This is a genomic window from Acidimicrobiales bacterium (genome assembly GCA_035533595.1).
Classification (GTDB): Bacteria; Actinomycetota; Acidimicrobiia; order Acidimicrobiales; family Bog-793; genus DATLTN01.
Genome location: DATLTN010000024.1, coordinates 87,265 through 111,840, shown reverse-complemented (window position 1 = coordinate 111,840; position 24,576 = coordinate 87,265). Strand labels below are relative to the sequence as shown.

Here is a 24,576-nt window from a genome sequence, read left to right as displayed (position 1 = left end):
GGAAAGGTTCCGCTTGGCGGGGCCATTCATCTGTCCCGTAGAATGTTCCCAGGCGGCCGATCCGGCACCGAGACGCTTCTCCAGCCGGGCAGGTCGACGTCAGGTGGCGTCAAGGCTGCCGGACGCGCGAAGAAGATGAGGGGCCGGACTGTGATCGACGTCGCGACTAAGGACACCACGGCACTCGCCGACGGCGAGCTCGTGGAGATGGCGGACCTCTGTATTGACGGTCCGTCCGGCTATGACGTGGGCTTTCTGTCCAAGCAGCGGGAGGAATGGGTGCTCGTCACCGCCGCCCGCGAGGACAACAAGCTGCGCGGCTTCGCCTTCTCGACCCTCGAGCGCATCGGCGGCACGCCGTCGCTGCTGATCGGGGTCGCCTCCTTCAGCCGCACGACGGCCGGGGAGCCGGCGCTGAAGGCCGTGATGCGCGACCTCTACCGGCGCGCGCTGCTCGCCTTCCCCGACGAGGACGTGCTCGTCGGCACGCGGCTCTTCGACCCTTCCGCCTACCGCGCCTACAAGGGCCTCACCGACGTGGTGCCCCTCCCGGACCACAAGTCGACGGGTGAGGAGCGGGCCTGGGGACGTCGCCTCGCGAAGCGCTTCGGCGCCGACGGCCAGCTCGACGACCGCACCTTCATCCTCGCCGGTGCCGGTGAGGTCTCCGGGGGCCTCGACTTCGCGCCGAAGAAGCCGGTCTCCCAGCCGGCCGAGGTGGCTGCGCTCTTCGAGGGCCTCGACCTCTCCCGCCGCGACAGCCTCGTCGCCTTCGGCTGGGCGATGGCCGAGGACCTCGCGGCGAACAACCTGCCGAAGTAGCACCCGGGCGGGCGCTTCAGCGCTCGAGGACGGCGAGCACGACCTTCTTCACGTGGCCCCCCTCGACGGCGTCGAGGCCGATCAGCAGGTAGCCGGGTCGGTGGCCGAGCGCGGTCGCCAGGGCCGCGCCCGACAGCGGTCGCGGCCAGGCGGTCGCCGCCGCCCGCCGCAGCGGCGGGTCGAGTACCGGGAGCTGCTGGGTCGTGCCGCCGAAGGTCACCGAGGCGAGCGCCTCTCCCTGCTCGTCGGCGAGCACCTCGAGGGCCTTGCCGGCGCGCACGAGGACGAGGGAGCTCTCGTCGGGGTCGAGGTCGACGTAGGCGATCGAGGGGCCGTGGCTGCCGAGGAGGGTCGCGCCGCGGCGCTCGGTCTGGGTGAGGGCGTCGAGGAGGCGTCGCGTCGGGCGGCGCCGCGGCGGGGGCAGCACCACGAACTCGCCGTCGGAGGTGACCGCCTCGGGGCGCGCCGGGTCGGGCGGCTCGGGCGCGCCGAGGGAGAGCCGCAGCGCGCTGCGGCCGGGGCGCACGCCCGCGGGGGCCTCCGCGCCGGGGTGGGCGAAGCGGATGTAGGCGCCGGAGGCGAGGTCCACCCCCACCCACTCGCGCGGCCCGCGGGCGAGCAGCAGCAGGTCGAGCTCGCCGCCGGCGTGCGCGACGCGTCGCATGCCGGCCGCCAGCCTCCGCGGGAGGCGGGTCGAGCGCCGCGCCCGCGTCACGGGGCGAGCGCCCCGATCCGCTCGAGCTCGGAGAGGAGCGCCGCGCCGTCGCCGACGGGGGCGAGGCAGGCGTGGTCGACGCAGACGTAGGCGAGGCCATCGGGGCGGTCGGCGAACAGCGGCGAGGCGGTCCGCTCCCCCCAGGCGAGGACCGCTCCCGGCAGGTAGCGGGACTGGCAGAGGGCGGCGAGGTCCTCGCGGCCGGGCGCGACGATCTCGACGAGGCCCTCCTCGAGGCCGAGCAGGGCGCCGAGGAGGTGGGGGAAGGCCATCGGGGCGCTCGTCATCGCGGCACCGGCGCTGTCGACGATCTCGGCGGCGCGCGCGAGGTAGCGCTCCTCGCCGGTGAGGGTGCCGAGGCGCAGCAGCGCGAGCGCGGCCACCGAGGTCGCCGCGGGGGTGACGCCGTCGTAGCTGTCGCGGGGGCGGACGATGAGCGCCGGGGCGTCCGCACCGCTTTGGAAGAGCCCGCCGTCGGGGGCGCCGAAGAGTTCGATGAGGTCGTCGGCGACGCGCCCCGCCTCCGCGAGCCAGCGGGCGGCGCCGGTGGCCTCGGCGAGGCGGACGAAGGCCTCGACGAGCCACGCGTAGTCGGCGGCGACGGCGAGGTGCGCGGCCCGGCCGGCGGTGTAGCTGCGCAGCCACCGCCCGTCGTCACGGCGGAGGCGGGCGAGGAGGAAGTCGGCCGTGGCCTCGGCGGCCCGCAGGTAGTCGCTGCGGCCGAGCGCCGCTCCCGCCTCGGCGAGGGCGGCGAGGGTCATCGCGTTCCACTCCGTGAGGGCCTTGTCGTCGAGGGAGGGGCGCACCCGCTCGGCGCGCGCCGCGAGGAGGGCCCGGCGCCCCGCTTCGATGGCCTCGTCGCGGGCGATGCCGCTGCCGCGGGGACGGTGGAGGATGTAGCGCCCCTCGAAGTTGGCTGCCCCGTCGGCGCCGTAGTGGCGGCGCACCTCGGGAGCGGCCGCACCCAAGAGCTGGTCGAGCTCGCCCGCGCTCCACAGGTAGAAGCGCCCCTCCTCGCCCTCGGAGTCGGCGTCCTCGGCGGAGGAGAAGCCCCCGTCGGCGCCGGCGAGCCCGCCGAGGACGTAGTCGAGGGTTTCGGTGGCGACCTGGCGCCACCGCTCCTCCCCGGTCGCGAGGTGGGCGTGCAGGTAGAGGCGGGCGAGGGCGGCCTGGTCGTAGAGCATCTTCTCGAAGTGCGGGACGAGCCACTCCCGGTCGACCGAGTAGCGGTGGAAGCCCCCGCCGAGGTGGTCGTAGAGGCCACCCTCCGCCATCGCCGCGAGGCTGCGCTCGAGCATCGCCGCCGCCCGCGCGGCCGAGGCTCCGGGACGCCGCGAGACGCGCAGCAGCAGCTCGAGCGTCGGCGCCTGCGGGAACTTGGGGGCGCGCCCGATGCCGCCCCACTCCGGGTCGTGGAGGTCGGAAAAGCGCGCCACGGCAGCCTCGACGAGCACCGCCGCGGCCGGCCGCTGGTCGCCGCTGCGGGGTGGCTCGAGGCGCTCGGTGATCGAGGCGGTGAGCGCCTCGGCGTGCTCCAGGAGCTCGCCCCGGCGCGCTCCCCACGCCTCGTGGATCGCGCCGAGGACCTGGGTGAAGGCGGGGAGGTTGGGGTGCGGGCGGCTCGGGAAGTAGGTGCCGGCGTAGAAGGGTCGGCCGTCGGGGGTGCAGAAGACGCTCATCGGCCAGCCGCCGTTGCCGTTCTGCGCCTGCACCGCCTCCATGTAGATCGCGTCGAGGTCGGGGCGCTCCTCCCGGTCGATCTTCACCGGGACGAAGTGGGCGTTCAGCAACTGCGCCACCCGTTCGTCCTCGAAGGACTCGTGCGCCATCACGTGACACCAGTGACAGGCCGAGTAGCCGATCGAGACGAACAGCGGGCGGTCGGTCGCGGCGGCGAGCTCCAGGGCCTCCTCGCCCCAGGGGTACCAGTCGACGGGGTTGTCGGCGTGCTGGCGGAGGTAGGGGCTCGTCTCCTTCGCGAGGCGGTTCACCGCGCCGCCGCGGCGGCGAGCTTGGCGAGCTCGCCGCGGGCGATCTTGCCGATCGCCGTGCGTGGCAGGGCCTCGACGAGGAAGAGCTCCTTCGGGGCCTGCGTCGGCCCGAGCTCCTCGCGCACGAGGTCGCGGAGTTCGCCGAGGCGCACGCTGGCGCCGGGGGAGAGGACCGCGAGCGCGACGAGGCGCTCCCCCCACTCGGCGTCGGGGAGGCCCGCCACCGCGACCTCCCGCAGGGCGGGGTGACGGGCGAGCACCGCCTCGACGGCCTGCGGCCAGATCTTCTCGCCGCCCGAGTTCACGCACTCGTCGAGGCGGCCGTACACCTCGAGGCGGCCGTCGGCGGTGAGGCCTCCGGCGTCGCGGGTGTGCAGCCAGCCGTCGTGGTCGCGGGGGTCCGCGCCGTCGCGGTAGGCGCGCAGCAGCATCGGGCCGCGGAGCGCGATCTCCCCCTCGGCGCCGATCGCGACCTCGACCCCGTCGAGGGGAAGGCCGTCGTAGACGAGGCCGCTGCCGGTCTCGGTGAGGCCGTAGGTGACGTGCGCGTTCGGCGGCAGCGCCGCCGGCGGCGCGGAGCCGCCGAGGACGACCGAGCGGAAGCCCTCGGCCGCCCGGCCGAGACGGCCGAGAGCCGTCGGGACGAGGGAGACGAGGGTCGCGCCGCGCCGGCAGGCGTCGAGCACCCGCTCGGGCGAGAAGCCGTCGTGCACCTCGAGCGCGGTGCCCGTGGCGAGCGCGCGCGTGATCACCGAGAGGCCGCCGACGTGCGCGAGCGGCAGGCAGGCGAGCCAGCGGTCGTGCGCGGGGTCGACACGAAGGCGTGCCGAGGTCGCCCGCGCCGAGGCCTGCACCGCGTCGTGGGTGAGGACGACCCCCTTCGGCTCACCGGTCGTCCCCGAGGTCGCGACGACGAGCGCGTCGCCCTCCTCGACCGGGAGGCCGCCCTCGAGGGGGTGGCTCCCCTCCTCGTCGACGAGCGCCGCAGGGGCCATCGCGCGCAGCAGGCGGGCGCGCGCCGGCGCGGCCAACCGCCGGTCGATCGGGAAGACGGCGTCACCCTCGTCGTGGGCGCCGCGCAGCGCGTCCACAAAGGCCGCACCCGCCGGCAGGTCGAGGGCGACGAGCCGACGCACGGGGGTAGCGTAACGGCCGCCATGGCGAGCGAAGAGTTCGAGCCGATCTCCTGGAAGGCGGCCGGCGACTACAACGACATCTCCTACGAGTTCGGTGAGGGGATCGCGAAGATCACCATCTGCCGCCCCGAGGTGCGCAACGCCTTCCGCCCGCAGACACTGTTCGAGCTGGCGGCGGCCTTCGACCGGGCGCGCGACGACCCGAAGGTCGGGGTGGTGGTCCTCACCGGTGAGGGGCCGGACGCCTTCTGCTCCGGCGGTGACCAGCGCATCCGGGGCGAGGACGGCTACCTGGGCGACGACGACGTCGGCTCGGCCGGGATCGGGCGACTCAACGTCTTGGACCTGCAGATCCAGATCCGCCGCCTCCCCAAGCCCGTGGTGGCGATGGTCGCCGGCTACGCGATCGGTGGCGGCCACGTGCTGCACCTCGTCTGTGACCTCACCATCGCCGCCGACAACGCCCGCTTCGGCCAGACCGGCCCGCGCGTCGGCAGCTTCGACGCCGGCTTCGGAGCCGGGCTGCTCGCGAAGACGATCGGCGCCAAGCGGGCCAAGGAGATCTGGTTCCTCTGCCGTCAGTACGACGCCCAGCGGGCCTACGAGATGGGCCTCGTGAACGTCGTCGTCCCCCTCGCCGAGCTCGAGGTCGAGACCGTGCGCTGGTGCCGCGAGATGCTCGCGCTCTCGCCGATCGCGCTGCGCATGCTGAAGGCGGGCTTCAACGCCGCCGACGACGGCCTCGCCGGCGTCCAGCAGCTCGCCGGGGACGCGACGATGCTCTTCTACATGACCGAGGAAGCGCGCGAGGGGCGCGACGCCTACCTCGAGAAGCGCCGCCCCGACTTCTCCCGCTTCCCGCGCCGCCCCTGATGGCCTCGGCGGCGGAGTGGGTCGCCGCGGCGCGTCCGCGCACTCTCCCCGCCTCGATCTCCCCGGTCGCCGTCGGCGTCGGGGTGGCGGCCGCCGCCGGCCCGGTGAGCTGGTGGCGCGCCCTGCTCACGCTCCTCGTCTCGCTGTCGGTGCAGGTCGGCACCAACTACGCGAACGACTACTCCGACGGCGTGCGCGGCACCGACGCGGTGCGCTCCGGCCCGGCCCGCCTCGTCGCCTCCGGCCGGGCGACGCCCGCCGCGGTGAAGCGCGCCGCCTTCGCGACTTTCGGCTTCGGGGCGCTCTGCGGCCTCGCCGTCGCACTCTCGCGTTCGCCGTGGCTCGTCCTCGTCGGCGCGGCCTGCATCGCCGCGGGCTGGTTCTACACCGGGGGCTCCCACCCCTACGGCTACGCAGGCCTCGGCGAGCTCTTCGTCTTCGTCTTCTTCGGCCTCGTGGGCGTGGTGGGGAGCACCTACGCGGCGAGCGGCCACCTCTACGCGCTCGCCTTCCTCGCCTCGCTGCCCGTCGGGCTGCTCACGGTCGCGATCCTCGTCGTCAACAACCTGCGCGACATCCCGACCGACGCCGACGTCGGGAAGCGCACCCTCGCGGTGCGCATCGGGGCGCCGGCGACGCGTGCCCTCTACCTGGCGCTCATCGCCTGCTCGTTCGCCCTGCTCGCGACGATCGCCCCCCGCCGCCCGGCATCGCTGATCGCGCTCGCCGCGGTCCTCACCGCGGTGGCGCCGACCCGCGCCGTCCGCTCCGGCGCGACGGGGAGGGCGCTCATCCCCGCGCTCGGCGAGACCGGGCGTCTCGAGCTCCTCTTCTCGGCGCTGCTCGCGATCGGGATCGCGCTGTGAGGCTGCGGTGAACGCGCCCCTCGCCGGCTCAGGGGGCGAGGAAGCGGCGCACCTCGGCGGCGACCTCGTCGGGGCGCTCGAAGGGCGCGGCGTGGCCGGCGTCCTCGATCAGCCGCCGCGTCGCGTTGTCGCCGATCGCGGCGCGCATCTCGTCCGCGATCGCGGAGAACTTCTCGTCGCGCGCCCCGGCGAGGAGCAGCACCGGCATCGTGAGCTCGCCGAGGCGGTCATGGCTTGGCTGCTGGCTCCCCGTCCCGAGGAAGCGCAGCGCCGAGGCGAGCCCCGCGGCGCTGTTCGCGCGGCGCGCCGCGAGGTCGGCCTGCTCTGCGTCGAGGTGGGCGAAGAGGGGGCCGGCCAGCCAGTCGGCGAGGAAGACCTCGAGGCGCTCGCTTTCGCCGATCCCGCCGTCACCTTCGAGGCGCCGCGCCAGCACCTCGTCGGCGGCACGCCGCTCGCGCCGCTCCTCCTCGCTCTTCAGGCCGGCGGTCGCACCGACGACGACGAGCGCCTCGACGAGCTCGGGGTGTGCGAGGGCGAGGGTGAGGCAGAGGCGGCCGCCGAGCGAGTAGCCGAGATAGGCGGCGCGTCCCGTCGTCGCGCCGAGCAGCTCGGCGGCCTCCTCGAGCGAGGAGACGGGGAGGGGGGCGGCCCCATGGAAGGGGAGGTCGACCGTCACTACCTCGAAGGCGTCGTCGAGGCGCGAGGCGAGCTTGCGCATCGAGGCCCCCGTCTGGGTGAAGCCGTGCACGAGCACGAGGCGTGGCCCGCTGCCGCGGCGCTCGTGGTGCAGGTGTTCGGGGGGCATCGCCGGTGACGCTACAGGCGACCTTCGCGGCGACGCTCGTCGACGAGCTGGTCCGCGGGGGCGTGCGCCACGCCGTCGTGTCGCCGGGCTCCCGCTCGGGGCCGCTCGCGCTCGCGCTCGCGGCGCGCGACGACCTCACGCTGCACGTCCGTCTCGACGAGCGCTCGGCGGCGTTCTTCGCGATCGGCACCGCCCTCTACAGCGGCCGCCCCGCGGTGATGCTCACCACGAGCGGGACCGCCTCGGCGGAGGTGCACGCGGCGGTCCTCGAGGCGGACCTTGCCCGCGTCCCGCTCATCGTCCTCACCGCCGACCGCCCCCCCGAGCTCCACCAGATCGGCGCGCCGCAGACCCTCGAGCAGGTCGGCCTCTACGGCGCCGCGGTGCGCTTCGCCCTCGCCGCGGCGCCACCCGACGAGTCCTCCCGCACGAGCTGGCGCTCGCTCGGCGCCCGCCTCGTCGCCGAGGCGAGCGCCTCGGTCGCCGGCCCCGGCCCGGTGCACGCCAACCTCCCCTTTCGCGAGCCGCTCGCGGGCGAGCCCGACGACCTGCCGGCGGGCGCGGCGGGGGGTGCCCCCTGGCACCGCGTCGCCGCAGGTCCCGGAGTGAGCGCCGCCGCCCTCGAGACACTGCTCGAGGCGGTGCAGGGACGCTCGGGTGTGCTGCTCGCCGGCGGCGGCGCCGCCGGCGCCGCGCCCGAGGAGCTCCTCGCCTTCGCCGACGCGCTCGGCTGGCCGGTGCTCGCCGAGCCGCGGGCGCTCGCCCGTGAGCCCCGCCCCGGCCTCATCAGCCACGCCGACGGCATCGTGCGCTCGACGGTGGCGCGCCGGGCGCTCCGCCCCGAGGTCGTCGTGCGCGTCGGCGCGCCGCACGCCTCCAAGGCCCTCGGCGGCTGGTGCGCGGCCCTCGGCGAGGAGGGGGTCCCCGAGCTCCTCCTCGACCCCTTCGGCAGCTTCGAGGACCCCGAGCGGCGCGCCGGCGCGGTGCTGCGCTCGGATCCGACCTCGCTCCTCGGCGCGGCGGCGATGCACCTCGGCCCCGGGGGCGACCTCGGCTGGGGATGGCGCGAGCGCTGGGAGATGGCCGACGCGATCGTCGAGGAGGTGATCGCGAGCACGCTCGGCGCCGAGCCGGGGCCGACGGAGCCGGGCATCGCCCGCGCCCTGTTCGCCGGCCTGCCCGCGGGCGCGACCCTCGTCTGCTCCTCCTCGATGCCGGTGCGCGACGTCGAGTGGTTCGCCGCCGCCCGATCCGGTGCTCCCCGCGTGCTCGCGAACCGCGGCGCGAACGGCATCGACGGCGTCGTCTCGACCGTGCTCGGGGCGGCGGCCGCCGCGACCGCCGCCGGCGAGGGGCCGGTCGTCGGCCTCACCGGCGACCTCGCCTTCCTGCATGACGTCTCGGCGCTCGTCTGGGGGGGCCTCGAGGAGCGCCCCCCCGCGGTGCTCGTCGTCGTCGACAACGGCGGGGGCGGCATCTTCGACTTCCTCGACTACCCCGGCACCGTCGAGCAGGCCCGCTACGAGCGGCTCTTCGGCACCCCCCAGGCGGCGGACATCGGCGAGATCGCCGCCGCCTTCGGCCTCGCGGTCCTCGAGGCCGCCGACGAGCAGGCGCTGCTCGGCCGCCTCGACGAGGCCCTCTCCGCGAAGCGCCTCAGCGTGATCCGGCTGCGCACCGGGCGTCCGGCGAACGTCGCGCTGCACGGGCGGCTGGCGGCGGCGATCGCCGCCGCCCTCGACGAGCGCCTCGGTTGAGCCGACCGCAGCAGCTCCCCCTCGGCGAGGGGGAGCTCCGTGCGGCGCTGCGCGGCGCGGGCCGGCGGCTGTCGGCGGCGGCGGGGAGCGCAGGCCTCGACGCGCCGGTGCCGAGCTGTCCGGGCTGGGACGTGCGTGCGCTCCTCCGGCACACCTCGGGGGTGCACCGCTGGGCGACCGCCACGTCGCCGAGGCGATCACCGAGCACCTGCCCGAGAGCGAGGACCTCGAGTCCTTCCACGGCGGCTGGCCGCCCGACGCGGCGCTCCTCGACTGGTTCGACGAGGGTCTCGCCGCCCTGCTCGTCGCGCTCGAGGAGGCGCCGGAGGACCTCCGCTGCTTCGCCTTCCTCCCCGCGCCGAGCGCGAGCGCCTTTTGGGCGCGGCGCCAGGCGCACGAGACGGCGGTGCACGCGCTCGACGCCGAGCTCGCCGCCGGGAGCGGCGGCGCGCTCGCCCCGCTCTTCAGCGCCGACGGCCTCGACGAGCTGCTCGGCGGCTTCGTGCCGCGGCTCGGCCGTCGCCTCTCCTCAGCGGCGGGGGAGCACCTCGTGGTGCGCACCACCGACACAGGCCACGCCTTCTCGCTCGCGATCGGCGCGACGGGGACGACGACCGAAGGGGCCGGCGCCGTCGGCGAGGAGGTGATCGCCGACGCCCCCGGCGACGCCGCGCTCGCCGGCGCGGCCGCCGACCTCTACCGGTGGGGCTGGGCGCGGGGCGGGCGCGAGGGGCTCGTCCTCACCGGCGACGCCGCGGTGGTCGAGCACTTCGAGGAGGCCGTCCACATCCGCTGGTGAGGCGGCGCGCCGCTACGCGAAGCGGCGGGCGTCCTGCGCGGCGTAGCGGGCGACGACCGTGTCCACCTCGGCGGTCGCCTCGATGGCGCGCACGCTCTCGGCGAGCTGGCCGGCGGGGAGGGCGACGGTCATCTCGTCGGGGGTCATCCCCGTGCGCGCCCGGCTCAGCGCGCAGCCGACGCTCGCCGCGGGGTGGCCGCGCTCGGCGGCGAGGGCGACGATGTGGCACTGCGGCTTGCCCTCGATCGACAGCCACGGGAGGGCGTCGGAGAGCACCATCATCTGCCGGCCGTTCACCCGCAGGAGGACGACGCTCGGGTCGACGCTCTCGGGGGTCTCGGCGAGCGGGCCGTAGGTGACCGCGCCGGGCCGCTCGCTCACCGTCGGGATGCCACCGACGGCCTCCTCGCTCACCCAACCCGACGCGAGCAGCGCGGCGACGTCGTCGTTGCCGGCGACCTCGGCCAGGGTGGCGAGGCCGTGCGTCACCCGTCCGACGGAGCAGTTCCCGTGGTCCTCGGGGGCGGTCGTGAAGGTCTCGGTCGCGCCGTGCACCCAGAAGACGCAGCCGGCGGGCACCCGCCCGCGGCGGCCGTCGGGCGCCGCCTCGCTCATCGGAGCGCCGAAGGGGGCCACGCCCGCGGGCGCGGCCGCGGAGAGCGTGATCGCGACCGGTGACGTCGCGAGGTGCAGCGCCGAGGTCAGTCGGAGCGAGAGCTCCTGCCAGTTCGTCGTCTCCATCAGGCTCCTCCTTGTCCGCCGCGAGGCTGGCACAGCCGCCGCGCGCCGTCCATTTGCCACCGCCCGAGGGCCGCGGCGCGTTGTGGCACGCTGAAAAGGTGCCGCGCCTCTCCGAAGACCTCGCCTTCCGGGGCCTCGTCCAGCAGGTGAGCGACCCCGAGCTGCTCCCGCTTCTCGACAAGGGCGGGGTCACCGCCTACATCGGCTTCGACCCTACGGCGGACAGCCTGCACATCGGCAACCTCCTGCAGCTCTGCAACCTCCGCCGCCTGCAGCTCGCCGGCAACCGGCCGATCGTGCTCGCCGGCGGGGCGACGGGGATGATCGGCGATCCCGGGGGCAAGTCCGAGGAGCGTCAGCTCCGCACCCGTGAGGAGATCGAGGCCAACCTCGTCGGCATCCGCACCGAGCTCGAGCGTTTCCTCGACTTCTCCGAGGCCGCCGGGCCGACGCGTGCCGTGCTCGAGGACAACGCGGACTGGCTCTATGACTACCCGCTCGTCGAGTTCCTGCGCGACGTCGGCAAGCACTTCACCGTCAATCAGATGGTCGCCAAGGAGATGGTGCGCAACCGCCTCGAGAACCCCGAGGAGAGCATCTCGTTCACCGAGTTCAGCTACATGCTGCTGCAGGCGACGGACTTCCTCCGTCTCTTCGACGAGCACGACTGCCGCCTGCAGATGGGGGCGAGCGACCAGTGGGGGAACATCACGATGGGCATCGACCTCATCCGGCGCAGCCGCAACGCCAAGGCCTACGCCCTCACCTGCCCGCTCGTCCTGAAGGCCGACGGTACCAAGTTCGGGAAGTCGGAGTCGGGGGCGGTCTTCCTCTCCCCCCGCCGCACGAGCCCCTACGCGCTCTACCAGTTCTTCCTCCGCACCGAGGACGAGATGGTCGGCACCCACCTCCGCTACTTCACCTTCTTGGAGCACGAGGAGATCCTCGCCCTCGACGTGGAGAGCCGGGAAAGGCCGGGCGCGCGCGCCGCCCAGCGGCGCCTCGCCGAGGAGGTCGTCCTCCTCGTGCACGGCCCCGCCGAGCTGCACCGCGCCGTCGCCGCCTCGGAGGCCCTCTACTCCGAGGACCTCGCCGCCCTCGACGAGGAGACGCTCCTCATGGCGCTCGCCGACGCTCCCTCCTCCGAGGTGGCGCGCAGCATCCTCGACGCCGGTTGGCCGGTGGTCGACGCCCTCGTGCAAAGCGGCCTCGTCGCCTCCAAGGCACAGGCGCGCACCACCGTCGCCCAGGGAGGCGCCTACCTCAACAACCGCCGCGTCCGCGAGCCCGAGCAGCAGGTGGCGGCGGAGGACCTGATCGCCGGCCGCTACCTGGTGCTCCGCCGCGGCCGGCGCGAGCTCCACCTCGTCCGCTTCACGTGAGGCGTGGCCGCCCCGTCCTGCTCCTCCTCGTCGGCGCGCTCCTCCTCGCCGGCTGCTCCAACTACTCGGGCGATGCCACCCAGCGCGTCCGCGAGTGGGCGACCAGCGCCCCCTGGGACGCGAACGACCAGCAGCTCGTCTCGGACCTGGGCGATCTCGCGAACGGCCTCCGCCTCCGCCGGCTGCTCCCGCTGCGCACCGCCTGCGAGGCCTTCGCCGCCGACGCGGCAGTCCTCTACGACACGCTCCCGACCCCCGACAAACGCCTCACCGACGAGCTCAACACCGCGCTCGGCGGCTTCGACCGGGCGGCACGCGACTGCTACGCCTCGAGCGCCTTCTCCTCGGCGACCTTCCGGCGCTACCAGCGTGAGCTCGCGAGCGCGACCGCCACCTACCACCAGGCCGAACGACGGCTCGCGGGCTTCGGAGTCCATTAGCGTCCCGCTCGTGCCCCACGCCGAGCTGGTCGGACCCTTCCCCGAGGGCGCCGACCCGGTTGCCTACGACCAGCAGCGACGGCGCCTGTTGTGGAGCCTGCCGAGCGGCCTCTACCTGCTCTCGAGCCGGGCCGGCGAGGAGCGCAACCTGATGGCGGTGAGCCTCGTCAGCCAGCTCGCCACCGACCCGAAACTCCTCGGCGTCGCGGTCGAACGGGAGGCGGCGACCGCGGCGCTCATCCGCGGCGGCGGCGCCTTCGGCCTCGCCGTCCTCGCCCGTGGCGAGCGCGACGCGGTCCGCCACTTCGTGAAGCCCGCCGCCCACGACCCTGCGGCACGCACCCTCGCCGGCACCCCGTACACCGACGCGCCGGTGACCGGCCTCCCCGTGCCCGCCCTCGCCGGTGCCTTCCTCGACTGCCGCGTCACCGCCGAGCACGACCTCGGCTCGCACCTCCTGTTCGTCGGTGAGGTCGTCGACGCCCTCGTCTCCGACGAGAAGGCGCTCGTCGAGCCGCTGCGGATGGAGGACACCCGGATGAGCTACGGCGGCTGAGATGGGCGCCCGCATCGACCCCGAGGTCGCCCGCCTGGTGAACACCGACGCCGCCTTCGCCGAGCTCGTCGAGGAGCTCGCCTCCGAGGAGCTCTACGGCTTCGACACCGAGTTCCACCGCGAGCGCACCTACTACCCCCGGCTCGCCCTGCTGCAGGTCTGCTGGCCCGGGCGGATCGCGCTCGTCGACCCGCTGGCGATCGACGTCGCCGACTTCGCGAAGGTCCTCGACGGTCCCGGCCTCGCCGTGGTGCACGCCTGTGACCAGGACCTCGAGGTGCTGCGGCGCGCCTGCGGGACGCTGCCGGGGAAGATGTTCGACACCCAGCTGACCGCCGGCTTCGTCGGCATGTCGGCGCCCTCGCTGGGCAGCCTCACCGAGCGCCTCCTCTCGGTGCACCTCGAGAAGGGCGACCAGCTCACCGACTGGACGCGCCGCCCCCTGGCCGCCGAGCAGCTGCGCTACGCGGCGAACGACGTCGCCTACCTGCTCGAGCTGTACGAGGTGCTGAGCGGCCAGCTCGAGCGACGCGGGCGGCGCGCCTGGGCGGAGGCCGAGTGCGAGCTCGCGCTCTCGCGCGGCCGCGGCGAGGTCGTCCCCGAGGAGGTCTGGTGGAAGCTCCGCCAGGCCCGCCAGCTGCGCGGCAAGTCGCGGGGCGTCGCCCAGGAGGTGGCGGCCTGGCGCGAGCGCCGCGCCCAGGAGCTCGACGTCCCGGTGCGCTCGGTGCTGCCGGACCTCGCCCTCGTCTCGATCGCGCAGCGACCCCCGAAGGGCCGCCGCGACCTCGAGCAGGTGCGCACCATCGACTCCCGCCACCTCGGGGGCGGTGCCGCCGAAGCCTTGCTGCGGGCGGTCGAGGCGGGCGCGGCACTCTCCCCCGACCGCCTCCACCTGCCCCCGCTCTCGGAGGGCGAGACGGCCGCCCGCCCCGCTGCCGCCCTCGCCGCGGCGTGGGTGCAAGAGCGCGCCCGCCAGCTCGAGATCGACCCCGCGATCCTCGCGACCCGCGCCGACGTCGTCGCCTACCTGAAGAGCCCGCCGTCGGGGCGGCTGCTCGACTCCTGGCGCCACGAGCTCGTCGGCGAGCCGCTTCGCCGCCTCGTCGCCGGCGAGCTGGCGGTCGCCTTCGAGGGGACCTCGCTCGTCCTCGAGGAGCGCACGCGGCGCCCCGTGGCGAAGGAGCCGGCGACGGGCTAGCGGGCGGAGCCCGCCTGTTCCCCGCTCGGGAAGCGGCGTTAGGCTGTCTGCCACTCCGCAGGCTGGGGCGGTGGCTCGAGATCCAGTGAGCAGGCCTCGGTTGCGGCTTCATTTCTTCGGGAGTTCGGGGAGCGATGAAAAAGGGACGCCACCGGCGCTTCGAGGAGGCGCGCAGCATGAAGCGGGCCGTCGAGGTCGTCGTCGAACCGTGCCCGGAGTGCGGCGCCGATCCCGAGGACGACCACGCGAGCTGGTGCATGTACGAGGCGCCGGAGGAGGACGAGCTTACGGGCCTCGGCGCGGCGAGCGAGGAGGAGGGCTGAGGGCCCTTCAGCGCTCGCGGGCGCGCGTCGCGCGGCGCACCGTCGGGTGCGCGAGCGCCGCGCCCTTCGGCCGCGACGCGAGGTGCGCGACGAGGCGCCGGTAGACGGCGGCGCCGACGAGCTCGGTGAGTTCCTCGCGCATCTCGAGGTAGACCGGGCGCGCGCCGCTGAAGGCCTCGGGTGCGTCGGTGCACCACCACGCGAAGTCCTGTCCCGCCTCGCCCCAGTGGCGGCGGTCCCAGCCGGCGACCACCGAGGTGATGTGGCCGCCGGTCGTCTCGAGGTCCTCGCGGCGCAGCGGCAGCTGCCAGCAGACGTCGGGCTTCAGCCGCATTGGTGAGCGGCGCCGCTTGAGCGCCGCCTGGTGGAGGGCACAGCCGGGGCCGGCCGGGAAGCCGGGGCGGTTCAAGAAGATGCAGGAGCCGTCGACGAGGCGCGTCGTGCCGTGCGCGCCGCGCCGGGCGACGACTCCCTGGGCGCGGCCGCGCGCCGCGAACTGCCACTCCGTCTCGTCGAGCTCGGCGGCGGCTGCCTCGACGCGGGCGATGTCCTCCGGCCCCGAGAAGTGCGCGCCGTAGCTGCAGCAGCCCTCGGCGCGCTCGGGAGCCCGCTCGGAGAGCACCCCCTGGCAGCCGCAGCCGTACAGGCAGCGCCAGTTGGAGGCGAGGAAGGTGACGTCGAGGAGCCAGGTGCGCTCCTCGTCGGGATCCTCGAAGGAGACCCACTCGTGCGCGTCGGGGTCCCCGGACGGACGCGGGGTGGACGCCACGCCGAGAGGCTACCGGGAGCGGCGAGCGGCGCGGGGAGGCAGGGGCAGGTGAACGGGGGGGGACTCGCGGCCGGCGGGCAGTGTCCGGCGGGTCAGCGGGGCGCAGGGTCCGTCGGGGTGGGCCTCGTGGCGCCGATCGCGGCGAGGACCTGCTCGGCCGCCACCACCACCCCCCGCCGCCGGAGCGTCACCTGCACCGGTGCCACCGCGTAGAGGCTGCGGCGGGCCTCGAACAGCGCCCGCACCTCCTCCTCGGTCGCCTCGGCGAGGAGCGGACGGCCACGGCGCAGCGCCGGCAGCGCCGACCGCAGCTCGGAGAAGGGCTGGTCGAGGTGGACGAGGAGGGCCTCCTCGAGGAGGAGCGCCCGCGTCCCCTCGTCGCCGAGCGCCCCACCGCCGAGGGCGAGCACGACCGGAGGCCGCCGACCGAGCGCGCTCGCGATCGTCTCCGCCTCGATCTGGCGGAAGCGCGCCTCGCCCTCGGCTGCGAAGAAGTCGGCGATGCTCATCCCGATCTCGGCGACGATCAGCGCGTCGGAGTCGACGAAGGCGCGCCCGAGCGCGGCGGCGACCCGCCGGCCGATCGAGGTCTTGCCGACGCCCATGAAGCCGCAGAGCGCGACCGGCAGGTCCCCGCGGAGGGCGCCCATCACCCCGCGGGGTGGCCGGTCGGGATCCCGAGGCCGAGGAAGATCGGCTCGGCGGCGTGCAGCCGGGAGAGCTGCTCGAGCGTCGGCTCGGCGCAGCAGAACCAGGACTCGTCGAGGCGGCCGCGGCGCTCGACGGGGGGGCCGGCGGGGACCTCGAGCGGCGGGAGGCCGGGGTCCTCCTCGGAGAGGGCGCCGTAGACGAGGGCGCGGACGGCGCCGTAGGTCGCGGCCTGTGCCTCGCCTGCGGTGGCGGCGAGCTCGACGCGCGCCGCGATCGCCCCGGCGAGCTCGTCGAGGAGGGGGTCCGCCGCGTGCCAGGCGATCCCGATCGCCCCCGGCGCCGCCCCCTCGAGCGCGGCATCGAGGGTCGCGTCGTCGCGGCCGAGCAAAAGCGAGCCCGGCGGAAGGAGCAGGCGGATCGAGTACTGCACCGGATCGACGTTGTCGACGAGGTCGTGGCTCGCCACGAAGTCGAGCAGCTCGGTGAGGTCACGCCGCTCCGTCCAGGGCGTGAAGGGCAAGAGCGAGGGCCGCGGCTCGATGCCGACTTGCCGGAGGAGCTCCACACAGCGGTGCAGGTCGGCGGCGCAGTGGCCCTTGTCGAGGCGCTCGAGGACGCGGTCGCTCGTCGACTCGAAGGCGGAGGTGACGGTGACGAGCCCCGCCGCCGCCAGCTCGCCGAGCAGTCCCCCGAAGCGCAGGATGTGCGAGACCTTCACCGTCGCGTCGAAGGTCAGCGCGGGGTGCTCGGCGTGGATCGCGCCGACCACGCGGGCCGCGTGGCGGGGGCGGTTGAGGAAGTCGGGGTCGGCGAAGTGGACGTGGCGGGCGCCCTCGTCGACGAGCAGGCCGACCTCCTCGACGAGCGGCGCGAGCGCGAGCGGCTGCGAGCGGCCGCGGTGGACGAGGGGCACGGGGCAGTGACGGCAGTGGTGGTTGCAGCCCGTCGTCGACGCCACCGTTGCGACGAGGCGCTCCTCGTCGCCGGTCACGAAGCGGGCGTAGCGCGCGAGTGGCGGGAGGCCGCGGTGGTCGGCCGGGGCGGGCGGTGCCGGCGCGCGCACGGTCGCGCCGGCGAGCGCGTCGCACAGCCCGACGAGCGCGGCCGCCTCGTCGGCCTCGACCGCCGCGTCACCTGGCTCGAGGAGGCCGGCCGCCTCGGCGACCTTCGCGTAGAGGCCGAAGAAGTAGACGGGCAGCGCCGGGCGCTCGGCGCGGGCGCGGCGCGCCGCCTCCGCGCCGAGGCGGAGCGCGGTGTGCATCGGCACCGAGCAGCAGAGGCAGTCGGCCCGGGCGAGCGCCTCCTCGGGCCACTCCTCGACGGAGAGGTCGCAGGTGAGCACGGTGTGGCCGGCGGCGCGCAGCGCGCCGGCGACGGTGGTGATCCCGAGAGGGCGGGCGCCGAGCTCGTAGGTCGAGACGACGAGGGCGGTGGTCATCGCCGCGGAGCCGCGAAGGCCTCCTCGGCGGCGATCTCGACGTCGAGGAGGGCGTGCGCGGCGCGCAGCGACGCCTCGACGTGCGCGGGGTCGGCACCGGCGGCGAAGAGGAAGCCGAGGTAGCGGTCTCCTTCGGGGAGGGCGACGACGCGCCCGCCGCGGGGGATCGCGATCTCGAGGCCGACGATCCCCTCGACGAGGAGCGCGTCGCGCCGGCCGTGCACCTCGACGAGGCGCCCCGAGGAGGCGATCGGGAGCATCATCACCCCCGCCGCCCCGGCGAGGTCGGCGGGGCATCCCCCGCCGAGGGCGTTCGCGAGCACGAGCTCCTCGAGGCGCTCGCCGGTCGCGAAGCGCAGCGCCTTCGCGCAGCGGCCGCCGATGGTGCGCGCCGCGACCTCGATGAGCGTGGGGGAGAGGGCGCCCCCGACCTCGGGGAGGCGGACCTCGGCGTGCACGGGCCCCTCGGTGAGGCCGAGCGCCCGGCAACCGGCGGCCACGAGAACAGAGACGCGCGCCTGCTCGTCGGCGGCGAGGCGCGAGGGCGTCACGTAGATGGTCTCCTCGAAGAAGGGCCCCTCGAGGGGGTCCGGCTTGTCGAAGAGGCAGAGCGTCTCGAGGGCACCCCCGGCGAGCAGGCCCTCGAGTGCCACCTCGCGGCCCGGGACGTAGGCCTCGGCGAGCAGCGCCTCGCCGGAAAGGCCGCACTCCTCGAGGATCCGCTCGATGCGGGCGACCGCCGCCTGTGCCTCGCCGGCGTCGTCCGCACGGATCACGCCGCGGCTCGCCGCCAGCGAGAGGGGCTTCAGGACCATCGGATAGCCGAGCTCGTGTCCGGCGCGGCGGAGCGCCTCGGGGCGTGCGGCTCCCCCCGGCAGCGGCAGCGACGCGGGCTGGTTGACGCCGGCGGCGGCGAGCTTGGCGCGCAGGAGGGACTTGTCGGTGGTGGCGCGCACCGCGTCGAGGGGGTTGTGGCGAAGGCCGAGGCGCGCCGCGCCGAGCGCCCCGGCGAGCGCGCCGCGGTCGTCGACGGCGAGCACCGCGTCGAGCGGGACGCGTCGACCGAAGTCCTCGATCACCCCCGCGGCGGCGAGCGGGTCGTCGACGGGCAGACGGAGGAAGTGGTCACCCATGATCGCGGCGAGCGCCTGTGCCTCCTCGCTGGCGGTGACGACCTCCACCCCGAGGCGGGCCGCGGCGGCGAGGAACTCGGGCGCCCGGTAGGTGCTCGTCGGCAGGATGAGCAGGACGCGGGCCACGCCACATCATGCCGGTTCCGTGCCACTGCTCCGCCCGGTGGGGGGTCCTTCGCGCCAGGCCGTAGCATGGGCGCATGGCTGCCGACGACGTCATCGAGCCGGTGCTGCAGGTCACCGATGCCGCCCGCGCCCTTATCTCCGAGGCGCGCGCCGGCGAGCCCGAGCCGGAGCACCTCGCGCTCTTCCTCGAGGTGAGCGGTGCCGCAGACGGCGCGTACACCTACGACATGTGGTTCGAGAAGGCCACCGACGCTGGCCCGCGCGACGCCGTCCACCCCCACGACGACCTCACGGTGGTGGTCGCCGCGGCGAGCATTGCGCAGGTGCGCGGCGCGACCCTCGACGTGAACGACGGCGGGCTGGCGATGCTCAACCCGAACACGCCGCCCGAGGCGCAGCACCACGACCACGAGCACCTCGAGGTGCCGACGAGCGACCTCTCGAGCCCGCTCGAGCTGGCCGTGCTCGAGGTGCTCGAGCAGGAGATCAACCCGCAGATCGCCTCGCACGGCGGCCGCGCCGACCTCGTCGCCGTCGACGACGGCGTCGCCTACCTCCGCCTCTCCGGCGGCTGCCAGGGCTGCGGGATGGCGGAGGTCACCCTCACCCAGGGGATCTCGGTGGCGATCAAAGAGGCCGTCCCCGAGATCGTCGAGATCGTCGACGTCACCCAGCACGAGTCGGGCGAGAACCCCTACTTCGCCAGCGCCAAGAAGTAGCCCGGTCGAAGATGAGCCCGGCCCGCGCCGGGGCGCCCCGGTGAGCGCCCGCGGCGAGCACCTCCTCCTCGTCGGGACGATGGGGAGCGGCAAGACGACGGTCGGGCGCGCCCTCGCCGAGGCGATCGGCCGCCCCTTCCTCGACAGCGACGAGGCGCTCACCGCCGCGGGGCGCAGCGCGCCCGAGCGCCTGCGCGACGAGGGCCTCGCGGCGCTGCACCGCGCCGAACGCGAGGTCTTGAGCGACCAGCTCGCCGGGCCGCCGGCGGTGATCGCGGTGGCCGCGAGCGTGATCGAGGACCCCGCGAGCGCGGCGCGCCTCGTGTCGGCCGGAGAGGTCGTCTACCTGCGCGCCGAGGTCGCGGTGCTGGTGGGGCGCGTCGAGAAGGACCCGCCCCGGCCGCTCCCGGGCCCGGCGTCCGAGGTCCTCCCCGCACTCGACGGCGCGCGCCGTGCGGCCTACGCGGCGATCGCCACGCTCACCGTCGACGTCGACCATGCGAGCCCCGCGGCGATCGTCAGCGCGATCATCGACGGACTCGCCCGCAGCGTGCAGGTGCCCCTAGGGGAGCGCGCCTACGAGGTCGTCATCGGACCCGGCGTCCGCCGCCGGCTCGCCCGCCACCTCCCCGCCGGCGCGCGGCGGGCGGCGATCGTCACCCAGGGCGGGATCCCCGTCGCCGCCGAGCCGGGCATCGAGTCGGCGCGCTTCGAGATCGGCGACGGGGAGGGGGCGAAGTCCCTTTCGACGGTCGAGGAGCTGTGCCGCGGCTTCTCGCGCTTCGGCCTCACCCGCAGCGACGTGGTCGTCGGCGTCGGCGGCGGCGTGGTCACCGACGTCGCCGGCTTCGCCGCCTCCTGCTACCACCGCGGCGTCGCGGTGGTGCACCTCTCGACCACCCTTCTCGGCCAGGTGGACGCGGCGATCGGCGGCAAGACGGGCGTCAACCTCCCCGAGGGGAAGAACCTCGTCGGCGCCTTCTGGCAGCCGCACGCGGTCCTCTGCGACACGGCCACCCTCGACACCCTCCCCGAGCGGGAGCGGCGCTCGGGCTCGGGGGAGATGGCGAAGTACGCCTTCCTCGGCGTCGACGACCTCGACGAGCTGCCCCTCGCCGAGCAGGTGCGGGCCTGTGTCGAGCTGAAGGCCGAGGTCGTCGCGGCCGACGAGCGCGAGGGCGACCGCCGCATGCTCCTCAACTACGGCCACACGCTTGCGCACGCCCTCGAGGCGGCGGGCTTCGCCGACGGCCCGGGCCGGGACGGCATCGACCTCCGCCACGGCGAGGCGGTCGCGATCGGCCTCGTCTTCGCGGCGCGCCTCGCGCGTCGCCTCGGCCGCATCGACGACCGCCGCGTCGACCGCCACCTCGAGGTGGTGCACGCCTACGGCCTCTCCGACGAGCTGCCGCACGGCGTCGACCACGACGAGCTGCTCGTCCTCATGGGACGGGACAAAAAGGCAACGGCCGGACTCACCTTCGTCCTCGACGGGGACAAGGGGGTGGAGGTCGTCCGCGACGTCCCCGCGGAGGCCGTCGCCGCGACCCTGGCCGAGGCCTCGGCGTGAGCGGCACCAGCGGGATCCTGCTCCTCCTCTCGGGGCCCAACCTGGCGCTCCTCGGCGAGCGCCAGCCGCACATCTACGGCAAGACCACCCTCGCCGAGCACGCGGCGAGCGCCGAGGCCACCGCCCTCGCGGCGGGGCTCACCTTCGAGCACCTGCAGGCCGAGTCAGAGGGGGCACTCGTCGACGCGGTGCACGGCGCGCGCGGCCGGGTGGCGGCGATCGTCATCAACGCCGGCGCGCTCACCCACTACGGCTGGTCGCTGCACGACGCCCTCGCCGCCTTCGAGGGGCCCGTCGTCGAGCTCCACCTCTCCAACCCCGACGCCCGCGAGCCCTGGCGCCGCCATTCGGTGCTGGCGCCGGTGGTCGACGGCTCGATCGCCGGCTTCGGGGGCCTCGGCTACCTCCTCGCCGTCGAGGCCGCGGCCGCCCTGCTCGCGGCGCGCTGAGCGGCGCGCGACGGTCATCGTCGCGACGCGAGGCCGTAGATTCGGAGGGTGACCCCCGCGCTGAACCTCGCCGAGATGCCCGACGCCGCGGTCGCCAGCCGCCTCGGGAGGCTGCGCCCCCTCCTCGCCGGCTCGGGCTGTGACGCCCTGCTCGTCACCAAGCTCGAGAACGTCCGCTACCTCACCGGCTTCAGCGGCTCGTCGGCGATGCTCCTCGTCACCGCGAAGGGCGCACTGCTCACCACCGACGGCCGCTACCAGGAGCAGTCGGCCGAGCAGCTCGCCGCGGCGGGCGTCGAGGCCGAGATCACGATCGGCCGCCCCGAGGTGCAGCTCGACGCGCTCGAGCGCTTCGCCGCCGACGCGCCGCGCCTCGGCCTCGAGGCCGCCTCGCTCTCCTGGGCGCAGCAGCGGCGCCTCGCCGAGCGCCTGAGCGCCGAGCTCGTGCCGACGAGCGGCCTCGTCGAGCAGCTCCGGCTGGTGAAGGACGAGGGCGAGCTGGCGCGCATCGAGGCGGCCTGCGACATCGCCGACGCCGCGCTCGCGCACGTGAAGGAGCGCCTCGCCGAGGAGCCGACCGAGTCCGAGTTCGCCGCCGAGCTCGAGTTCGAGATGCGCCGCCGCGGCGCGCAGGGGCCGGCCTTCGAGACGATCGTCGCCGCCGGCCCGAACTCGGCGATGCCGCACCACCGCCCCTCGGACCGCAGGGTCGTCGAGCGGGAGCTCGTGGTCGTCGACTTCGGCGCCACCTTCGACGGCTACCGCTCCGACATGACGCGCACCTTCGTCGTCGGCAGGCCCGACAGCGAGCTCGTCGACCTCCTCGACGCCGTCCTCACCTCCCAGCGCGCCGGCGTGCGCGCGCTGGGTCCCGGGGTGCCGAGCGCGGCCATCGACGAGGCCTGCCGCAGCTCGCTCACCGAGGCCGGCTACGGGGCCGCCTTCCTGCACTCGACCGGCCACGGGGTGGGCCTCGAGATCCACGAGGCCCCGGCGGTGGCGCAGGGGGCTGCTGATATCCTCGCCGCCGGCTCGGTGGTCACCGTCGAGCCCGGCGCGTACCTCGCGGGCAAGGGCGGCGTCAGGATCGAGGACAGTCTCGTCATCACCGATGACGGCGCCCGCGTGCTCACCAAGTCGACCAAGGACCATCTCCTGTAAATGGCGCTCTCCACGAATGACCTGAAGAACGGCATGGCGCTCGACCTCTCCGACGGGCTCTTCCAGGTCGTCGAGTTCCAGCACGTGAAGCCCGGCAAGGGCGGCGCGTTCGTCCGCACCAAGCTCCGCAACGTGCGCACCAAGGCCGTCGTCGAGCGCACCTTCCGCGCCGACGAGAAGGTCGAGCAGGCGATGATCGACAAGCGCGAGATGCAGTACCTCTACAAGGACGTCGACGCCTACGTCTTCATGGACAACGTCTCCTACGAGCAGATGAACGTCTCGGGGAGCTCGCTCGGCAGCGCCGCCTCCTACCTGAAGGAGGGCGACAGCGCGGTGCTCGAGCTCTACAACGACGAGATCGTCGACGTCGACATGCCCGCCGCGGTCGAGCTCGCGATCACCGAGACCGAGCCGGGCATCCAGGGCGACCGCGTCTCGGGCGCCCGCAAGCCGGCGACCACCGAGACCGGCCTCGTCGTGCAGGTCCCGCTCTTCGTCAACCCCGGTGACCGGATCAAGGTGGACACCCGGTCCGGTGAGTACCTCACCCGCGCCTGATCCTCCCCCTGCGGCTGTCGGCGCGCGGCGGCGCTCTCGCGAGCGGGCCCTCGGGCTGCTCTACGAGGCGGAGGCGAAGGCCATCACCCCTGCCGAGCTCCTGAAGGAGCTCCCCGTCGCCCCCGAGCACTTCGCCGCGGCGCTCGTTAGCGGGGTCTCCGGTCGCCTCCCCGAGATCGACGGGCTCATCTCGCGCTTCGCGCGCGACTGGGGCCTCGACCGCCTCCCCGCCGTCGACCGCCAGCTGCTGCGCCTCTCGATCTACGAGCTCCTCGACCAGGCGGAGGTGCCCGTGGCGGTCGTCATCGACGAGGCCGTGGAGCTCGCCAAGCAGTACTCGACCGAGGAGTCGAGCCGCTTCGTGAACGGGGTGCTGTCGGCCGTCGCCAGCGAGGTCCGCCCCACCAAGGCCGCCTCGTGAGCGAGGCCTACGCCGCCTCGGGGGTCGACTACGAGACCCTCGACGCGGCCAAGCGCTTCGCGCTCACCGCGGCGCGCGCGACGGCCGAGCTCGGCGCGGCGCGCGGCGCCCGCCTCGACGCGGGCTTCTTCGGGGAGCCCGCGGCGCTCGTCGAGGTCGGCTCGCTGCGCCTCGGCTTCGTCCTCGAGTGCCTCGGGACGAAGTCGCTCATCGCCGCGGCGCTGGAGGAGGCGACCGGCGCCGACCACTACTCGGCGATCGGCTTCGACACCGTGGCCGCGGCGGTCAACGACTGCTGCTGCGTCGGCGCGCTGCCGGTCGTCGTGAACGCCTACTTCGCGACCGGCGCCGCCGATTTCTACGGCGGCAGCCGACACCGCTCGCTCGTCGAGGGCTTCGCGCGCGGCTGCGCCGCGGCCGGGGCGAGCTGGGGTGGGGGCGAGTCGCCGACCCTCTCCGGGATCGTCAGCCCGCAGGCGATCGACCTCGCCGCCGCCGCGATCGGCATCGTCCCCCCCGGCGCCGAGCCGCTCGCCGCGCCGCGCCTCGAGGTCGGGGACGAGATCGTCCTCGTCGCTTCCTCGGGGCTCCACCAGAACGGGGCGTCGCTGGTGCGCAGCGTCGCGGAGCGGCTCGACGGCGGCCTGCTCGCGCCCCTCCCCTCGGGGCGCCTTTTCGGCGAGGCCGTCCTCGACGAGAGCGTCATCTATGCACCGCTCGTCGAGGCGCTGCTGCGCAGCGAGGGGCGCCTTCACTACGCGAGCAACATCACCGGCCACGGCCTGCGCAAGCTGATGCGCGCCGACCGCGAGCTCCGCTACCGCGTCGACGAGCTGCCCGAGGTGCCCGAAGTGCTCACCTTCCTCGCCGGCGCCGCCGGCCTCGACGACCGCGAGGCCTACGGCACCCTCAACATGGGCGCGGGCTACGCGCTGTTCGTCGCCGCCGGCGAAGGCGCGGCGACCTGTGCTCAGGCGACCGCCCTCGGCCTGCGGGCCCTCGTCGCCGGTGAGGTCGAGGAGGGCCGCCGCTCGGTGCTGCTCGCGCCGCTCGGCGTCACCTACGCCGCGGACGAGCTCGAGCTGCGGTAGCGGCGCCTCCCCGGGAGGACGCGCGCCGACGGCTGCTCCGTTACCATTGGGGCGGACGTGAAACGGGTCCCGTGAGGCCCGTA

Annotated in this window: 26 protein-coding genes; 17 read left to right on the top strand and 9 right to left on the bottom strand. The window is 74.9% G+C overall.

The genetic code is table 11. The annotated features are described in order from the left end of the window. The first annotated feature begins 135 nt into the window (after positions 1–135). A complete protein-coding gene (locus tag VNF07_04375) occupies positions 136–822 on the top strand; it encodes a hypothetical protein (GenBank protein HVB05469.1) in 687 nt (228 codons plus the stop codon). Between the two features lie 16 nt (positions 823–838). Here VNF07_04375 and VNF07_04370 read toward each other — a convergent pair whose 3' ends face one another. The 3 genes from VNF07_04370 to VNF07_04360 are packed head-to-tail and all read right to left on the bottom strand — an operon-like array spanning position 839 to position 4,664. Further along, positions 839–1,486, bottom strand: a complete 648-nt coding sequence (locus VNF07_04370; GenBank protein HVB05468.1) for a hypothetical protein — start codon at positions 1,484–1,486, stop codon at positions 839–841. 47 nt (positions 1,487–1,533) lie between these two features. Beyond that, the gene (locus VNF07_04365; GenBank protein HVB05467.1) at positions 1,534–3,528 is read right to left on the bottom strand and encodes a thioredoxin domain-containing protein; all 1,995 of its coding nucleotides are present in this window, start codon (positions 3,526–3,528) and stop codon (positions 1,534–1,536) included. Beyond that, on the bottom strand, positions 3,525–4,664 hold the full coding sequence (locus VNF07_04360) for a fatty acid--CoA ligase family protein (protein HVB05466.1): 1,140 nt from the start codon (positions 4,662–4,664) through the stop codon (positions 3,525–3,527). Before VNF07_04360 ends, VNF07_04365 begins: the two co-directional genes overlap by 4 nt. 21 nt (positions 4,665–4,685) lie before the next feature. Here VNF07_04360 and menB point away from each other — a divergent pair, with 21 nt between their 5' ends. After that, entirely contained in the window at positions 4,686–5,537 is an 852-nt protein-coding gene (gene menB / locus VNF07_04355; GenBank protein HVB05465.1) for a 1,4-dihydroxy-2-naphthoyl-CoA synthase, read from the top strand. Then, complete coding sequence (locus VNF07_04350; GenBank protein ID HVB05464.1) at positions 5,537–6,403, top strand: 1,4-dihydroxy-2-naphthoate polyprenyltransferase; 867 nt, start codon at positions 5,537–5,539, stop codon at positions 6,401–6,403. The genes menB and VNF07_04350 overlap by 1 nt, the downstream gene beginning before the upstream one ends. A 28-nt stretch (positions 6,404–6,431) precedes the next feature. Here the strand turns inward: VNF07_04350 and VNF07_04345 are convergent, their stop codons facing one another. Further along, on the bottom strand, positions 6,432–7,208 hold the full coding sequence (locus tag VNF07_04345; protein HVB05463.1) for an alpha/beta fold hydrolase: 777 nt from the start codon (positions 7,206–7,208) through the stop codon (positions 6,432–6,434). A 5-nt stretch (positions 7,209–7,213) separates the two neighbouring features. Between VNF07_04345 and menD the strand changes: the two genes are divergently transcribed. After that, complete coding sequence (menD, locus tag VNF07_04340) at positions 7,214–8,965, top strand: 2-succinyl-5-enolpyruvyl-6-hydroxy-3-cyclohexene-1-carboxylic-acid synthase (protein HVB05462.1); 1,752 nt, start codon at positions 7,214–7,216, stop codon at positions 8,963–8,965. A 115-nt stretch (positions 8,966–9,080) separates the two neighbouring features. Next, positions 9,081–9,764, top strand: coding sequence for a maleylpyruvate isomerase family mycothiol-dependent enzyme (locus tag VNF07_04335; protein HVB05461.1), 684 nt, complete (start codon positions 9,081–9,083; stop codon positions 9,762–9,764). A gap of 12 nt (positions 9,765–9,776) precedes the next feature. Here the strand turns inward: VNF07_04335 and VNF07_04330 are convergent, their stop codons facing one another. Then, complete coding sequence (locus VNF07_04330; GenBank protein ID HVB05460.1) at positions 9,777–10,505, bottom strand: DUF169 domain-containing protein; 729 nt, start codon at positions 10,503–10,505, stop codon at positions 9,777–9,779. A gap of 98 nt (positions 10,506–10,603) precedes the next feature. On the opposite strand from VNF07_04330, the gene tyrS reads away from it, so the two are divergent. The 5 genes from tyrS to VNF07_04305 all read left to right on the top strand — a co-directional run bounded on the left by tyrS (position 10,604) and on the right by VNF07_04305 (position 14,404). Beyond that, the gene (gene tyrS, locus VNF07_04325) at positions 10,604–11,887 is read left to right on the top strand and encodes a tyrosine--tRNA ligase (GenBank protein HVB05459.1); all 1,284 of its coding nucleotides are present in this window, start codon (positions 10,604–10,606) and stop codon (positions 11,885–11,887) included. Continuing rightward, on the top strand, positions 11,884–12,327 hold the full coding sequence (locus tag VNF07_04320; protein ID HVB05458.1) for a hypothetical protein: 444 nt from the start codon (positions 11,884–11,886) through the stop codon (positions 12,325–12,327). The genes tyrS and VNF07_04320 overlap by 4 nt, the downstream gene beginning before the upstream one ends. Positions 12,328–12,337: 10 nt before the next feature. Further along, complete coding sequence (locus tag VNF07_04315; protein ID HVB05457.1) at positions 12,338–12,883, top strand: flavin reductase family protein; 546 nt, start codon at positions 12,338–12,340, stop codon at positions 12,881–12,883. 1 nt (position 12,884) lies between these two features. Next, on the top strand, positions 12,885–14,081 hold the full coding sequence (locus VNF07_04310; GenBank protein HVB05456.1) for an HRDC domain-containing protein: 1,197 nt from the start codon (positions 12,885–12,887) through the stop codon (positions 14,079–14,081). A 134-nt stretch (positions 14,082–14,215) separates the two neighbouring features. Beyond that, the gene (locus VNF07_04305) at positions 14,216–14,404 is read left to right on the top strand and encodes a hypothetical protein (protein ID HVB05455.1); all 189 of its coding nucleotides are present in this window, start codon (positions 14,216–14,218) and stop codon (positions 14,402–14,404) included. 7 nt (positions 14,405–14,411) lie between these two features. Here the strand turns inward: VNF07_04305 and VNF07_04300 are convergent, their stop codons facing one another. From VNF07_04300 to VNF07_04285, 4 genes are all read right to left on the bottom strand, one after another. After that, positions 14,412–15,173: a hypothetical protein gene (locus tag VNF07_04300; GenBank protein HVB05454.1), complete on the bottom strand. Its 762-nt coding sequence runs from the start codon at positions 15,171–15,173 to the stop codon at positions 14,412–14,414. Between the two features lie 92 nt (positions 15,174–15,265). Next, positions 15,266–15,823: a shikimate kinase gene (locus tag VNF07_04295; protein ID HVB05453.1), complete on the bottom strand. Its 558-nt coding sequence runs from the start codon at positions 15,821–15,823 to the stop codon at positions 15,266–15,268. Continuing rightward, the gene (locus VNF07_04290; GenBank protein ID HVB05452.1) at positions 15,823–17,262 is read right to left on the bottom strand and encodes a radical SAM protein; all 1,440 of its coding nucleotides are present in this window, start codon (positions 17,260–17,262) and stop codon (positions 15,823–15,825) included. The genes VNF07_04295 and VNF07_04290 overlap by 1 nt, the downstream gene beginning before the upstream one ends. Next, positions 17,259–18,521: an ATP-grasp domain-containing protein gene (locus VNF07_04285; GenBank protein ID HVB05451.1), complete on the bottom strand. Its 1,263-nt coding sequence runs from the start codon at positions 18,519–18,521 to the stop codon at positions 17,259–17,261. Before VNF07_04285 ends, VNF07_04290 begins: the two co-directional genes overlap by 4 nt. 74 nt (positions 18,522–18,595) lie before the next feature. Between VNF07_04285 and VNF07_04280 the strand changes: the two genes are divergently transcribed. The 7 genes from VNF07_04280 to VNF07_04250 are packed head-to-tail and all read left to right on the top strand — an operon-like array spanning position 18,596 to position 24,493. Next, on the top strand, positions 18,596–19,240 hold the full coding sequence (locus VNF07_04280; GenBank protein ID HVB05450.1) for a NifU family protein: 645 nt from the start codon (positions 18,596–18,598) through the stop codon (positions 19,238–19,240). A 40-nt stretch (positions 19,241–19,280) separates the two neighbouring features. After that, complete coding sequence (locus tag VNF07_04275) at positions 19,281–20,810, top strand: bifunctional shikimate kinase/3-dehydroquinate synthase (GenBank protein HVB05449.1); 1,530 nt, start codon at positions 19,281–19,283, stop codon at positions 20,808–20,810. After that, on the top strand, positions 20,807–21,259 hold the full coding sequence (locus tag VNF07_04270; GenBank protein ID HVB05448.1) for a type II 3-dehydroquinate dehydratase: 453 nt from the start codon (positions 20,807–20,809) through the stop codon (positions 21,257–21,259). Before VNF07_04275 ends, VNF07_04270 begins: the two co-directional genes overlap by 4 nt. 48 nt (positions 21,260–21,307) lie before the next feature. After that, a complete protein-coding gene (locus VNF07_04265; GenBank protein HVB05447.1) occupies positions 21,308–22,420 on the top strand; it encodes a Xaa-Pro peptidase family protein in 1,113 nt (370 codons plus the stop codon). After that, positions 22,421–22,981: an elongation factor P gene (efp, locus tag VNF07_04260; GenBank protein HVB05446.1), complete on the top strand. Its 561-nt coding sequence runs from the start codon at positions 22,421–22,423 to the stop codon at positions 22,979–22,981. Further along, positions 22,959–23,402, top strand: coding sequence for a transcription antitermination factor NusB (nusB, locus tag VNF07_04255; GenBank protein ID HVB05445.1), 444 nt, complete (start codon positions 22,959–22,961; stop codon positions 23,400–23,402). The genes efp and nusB overlap by 23 nt, the downstream gene beginning before the upstream one ends. Beyond that, a complete protein-coding gene (locus VNF07_04250) occupies positions 23,399–24,493 on the top strand; it encodes an AIR synthase-related protein (protein ID HVB05444.1) in 1,095 nt (364 codons plus the stop codon). Before nusB ends, VNF07_04250 begins: the two co-directional genes overlap by 4 nt. Positions 24,494–24,576: the final 83 nt, after the last annotated feature.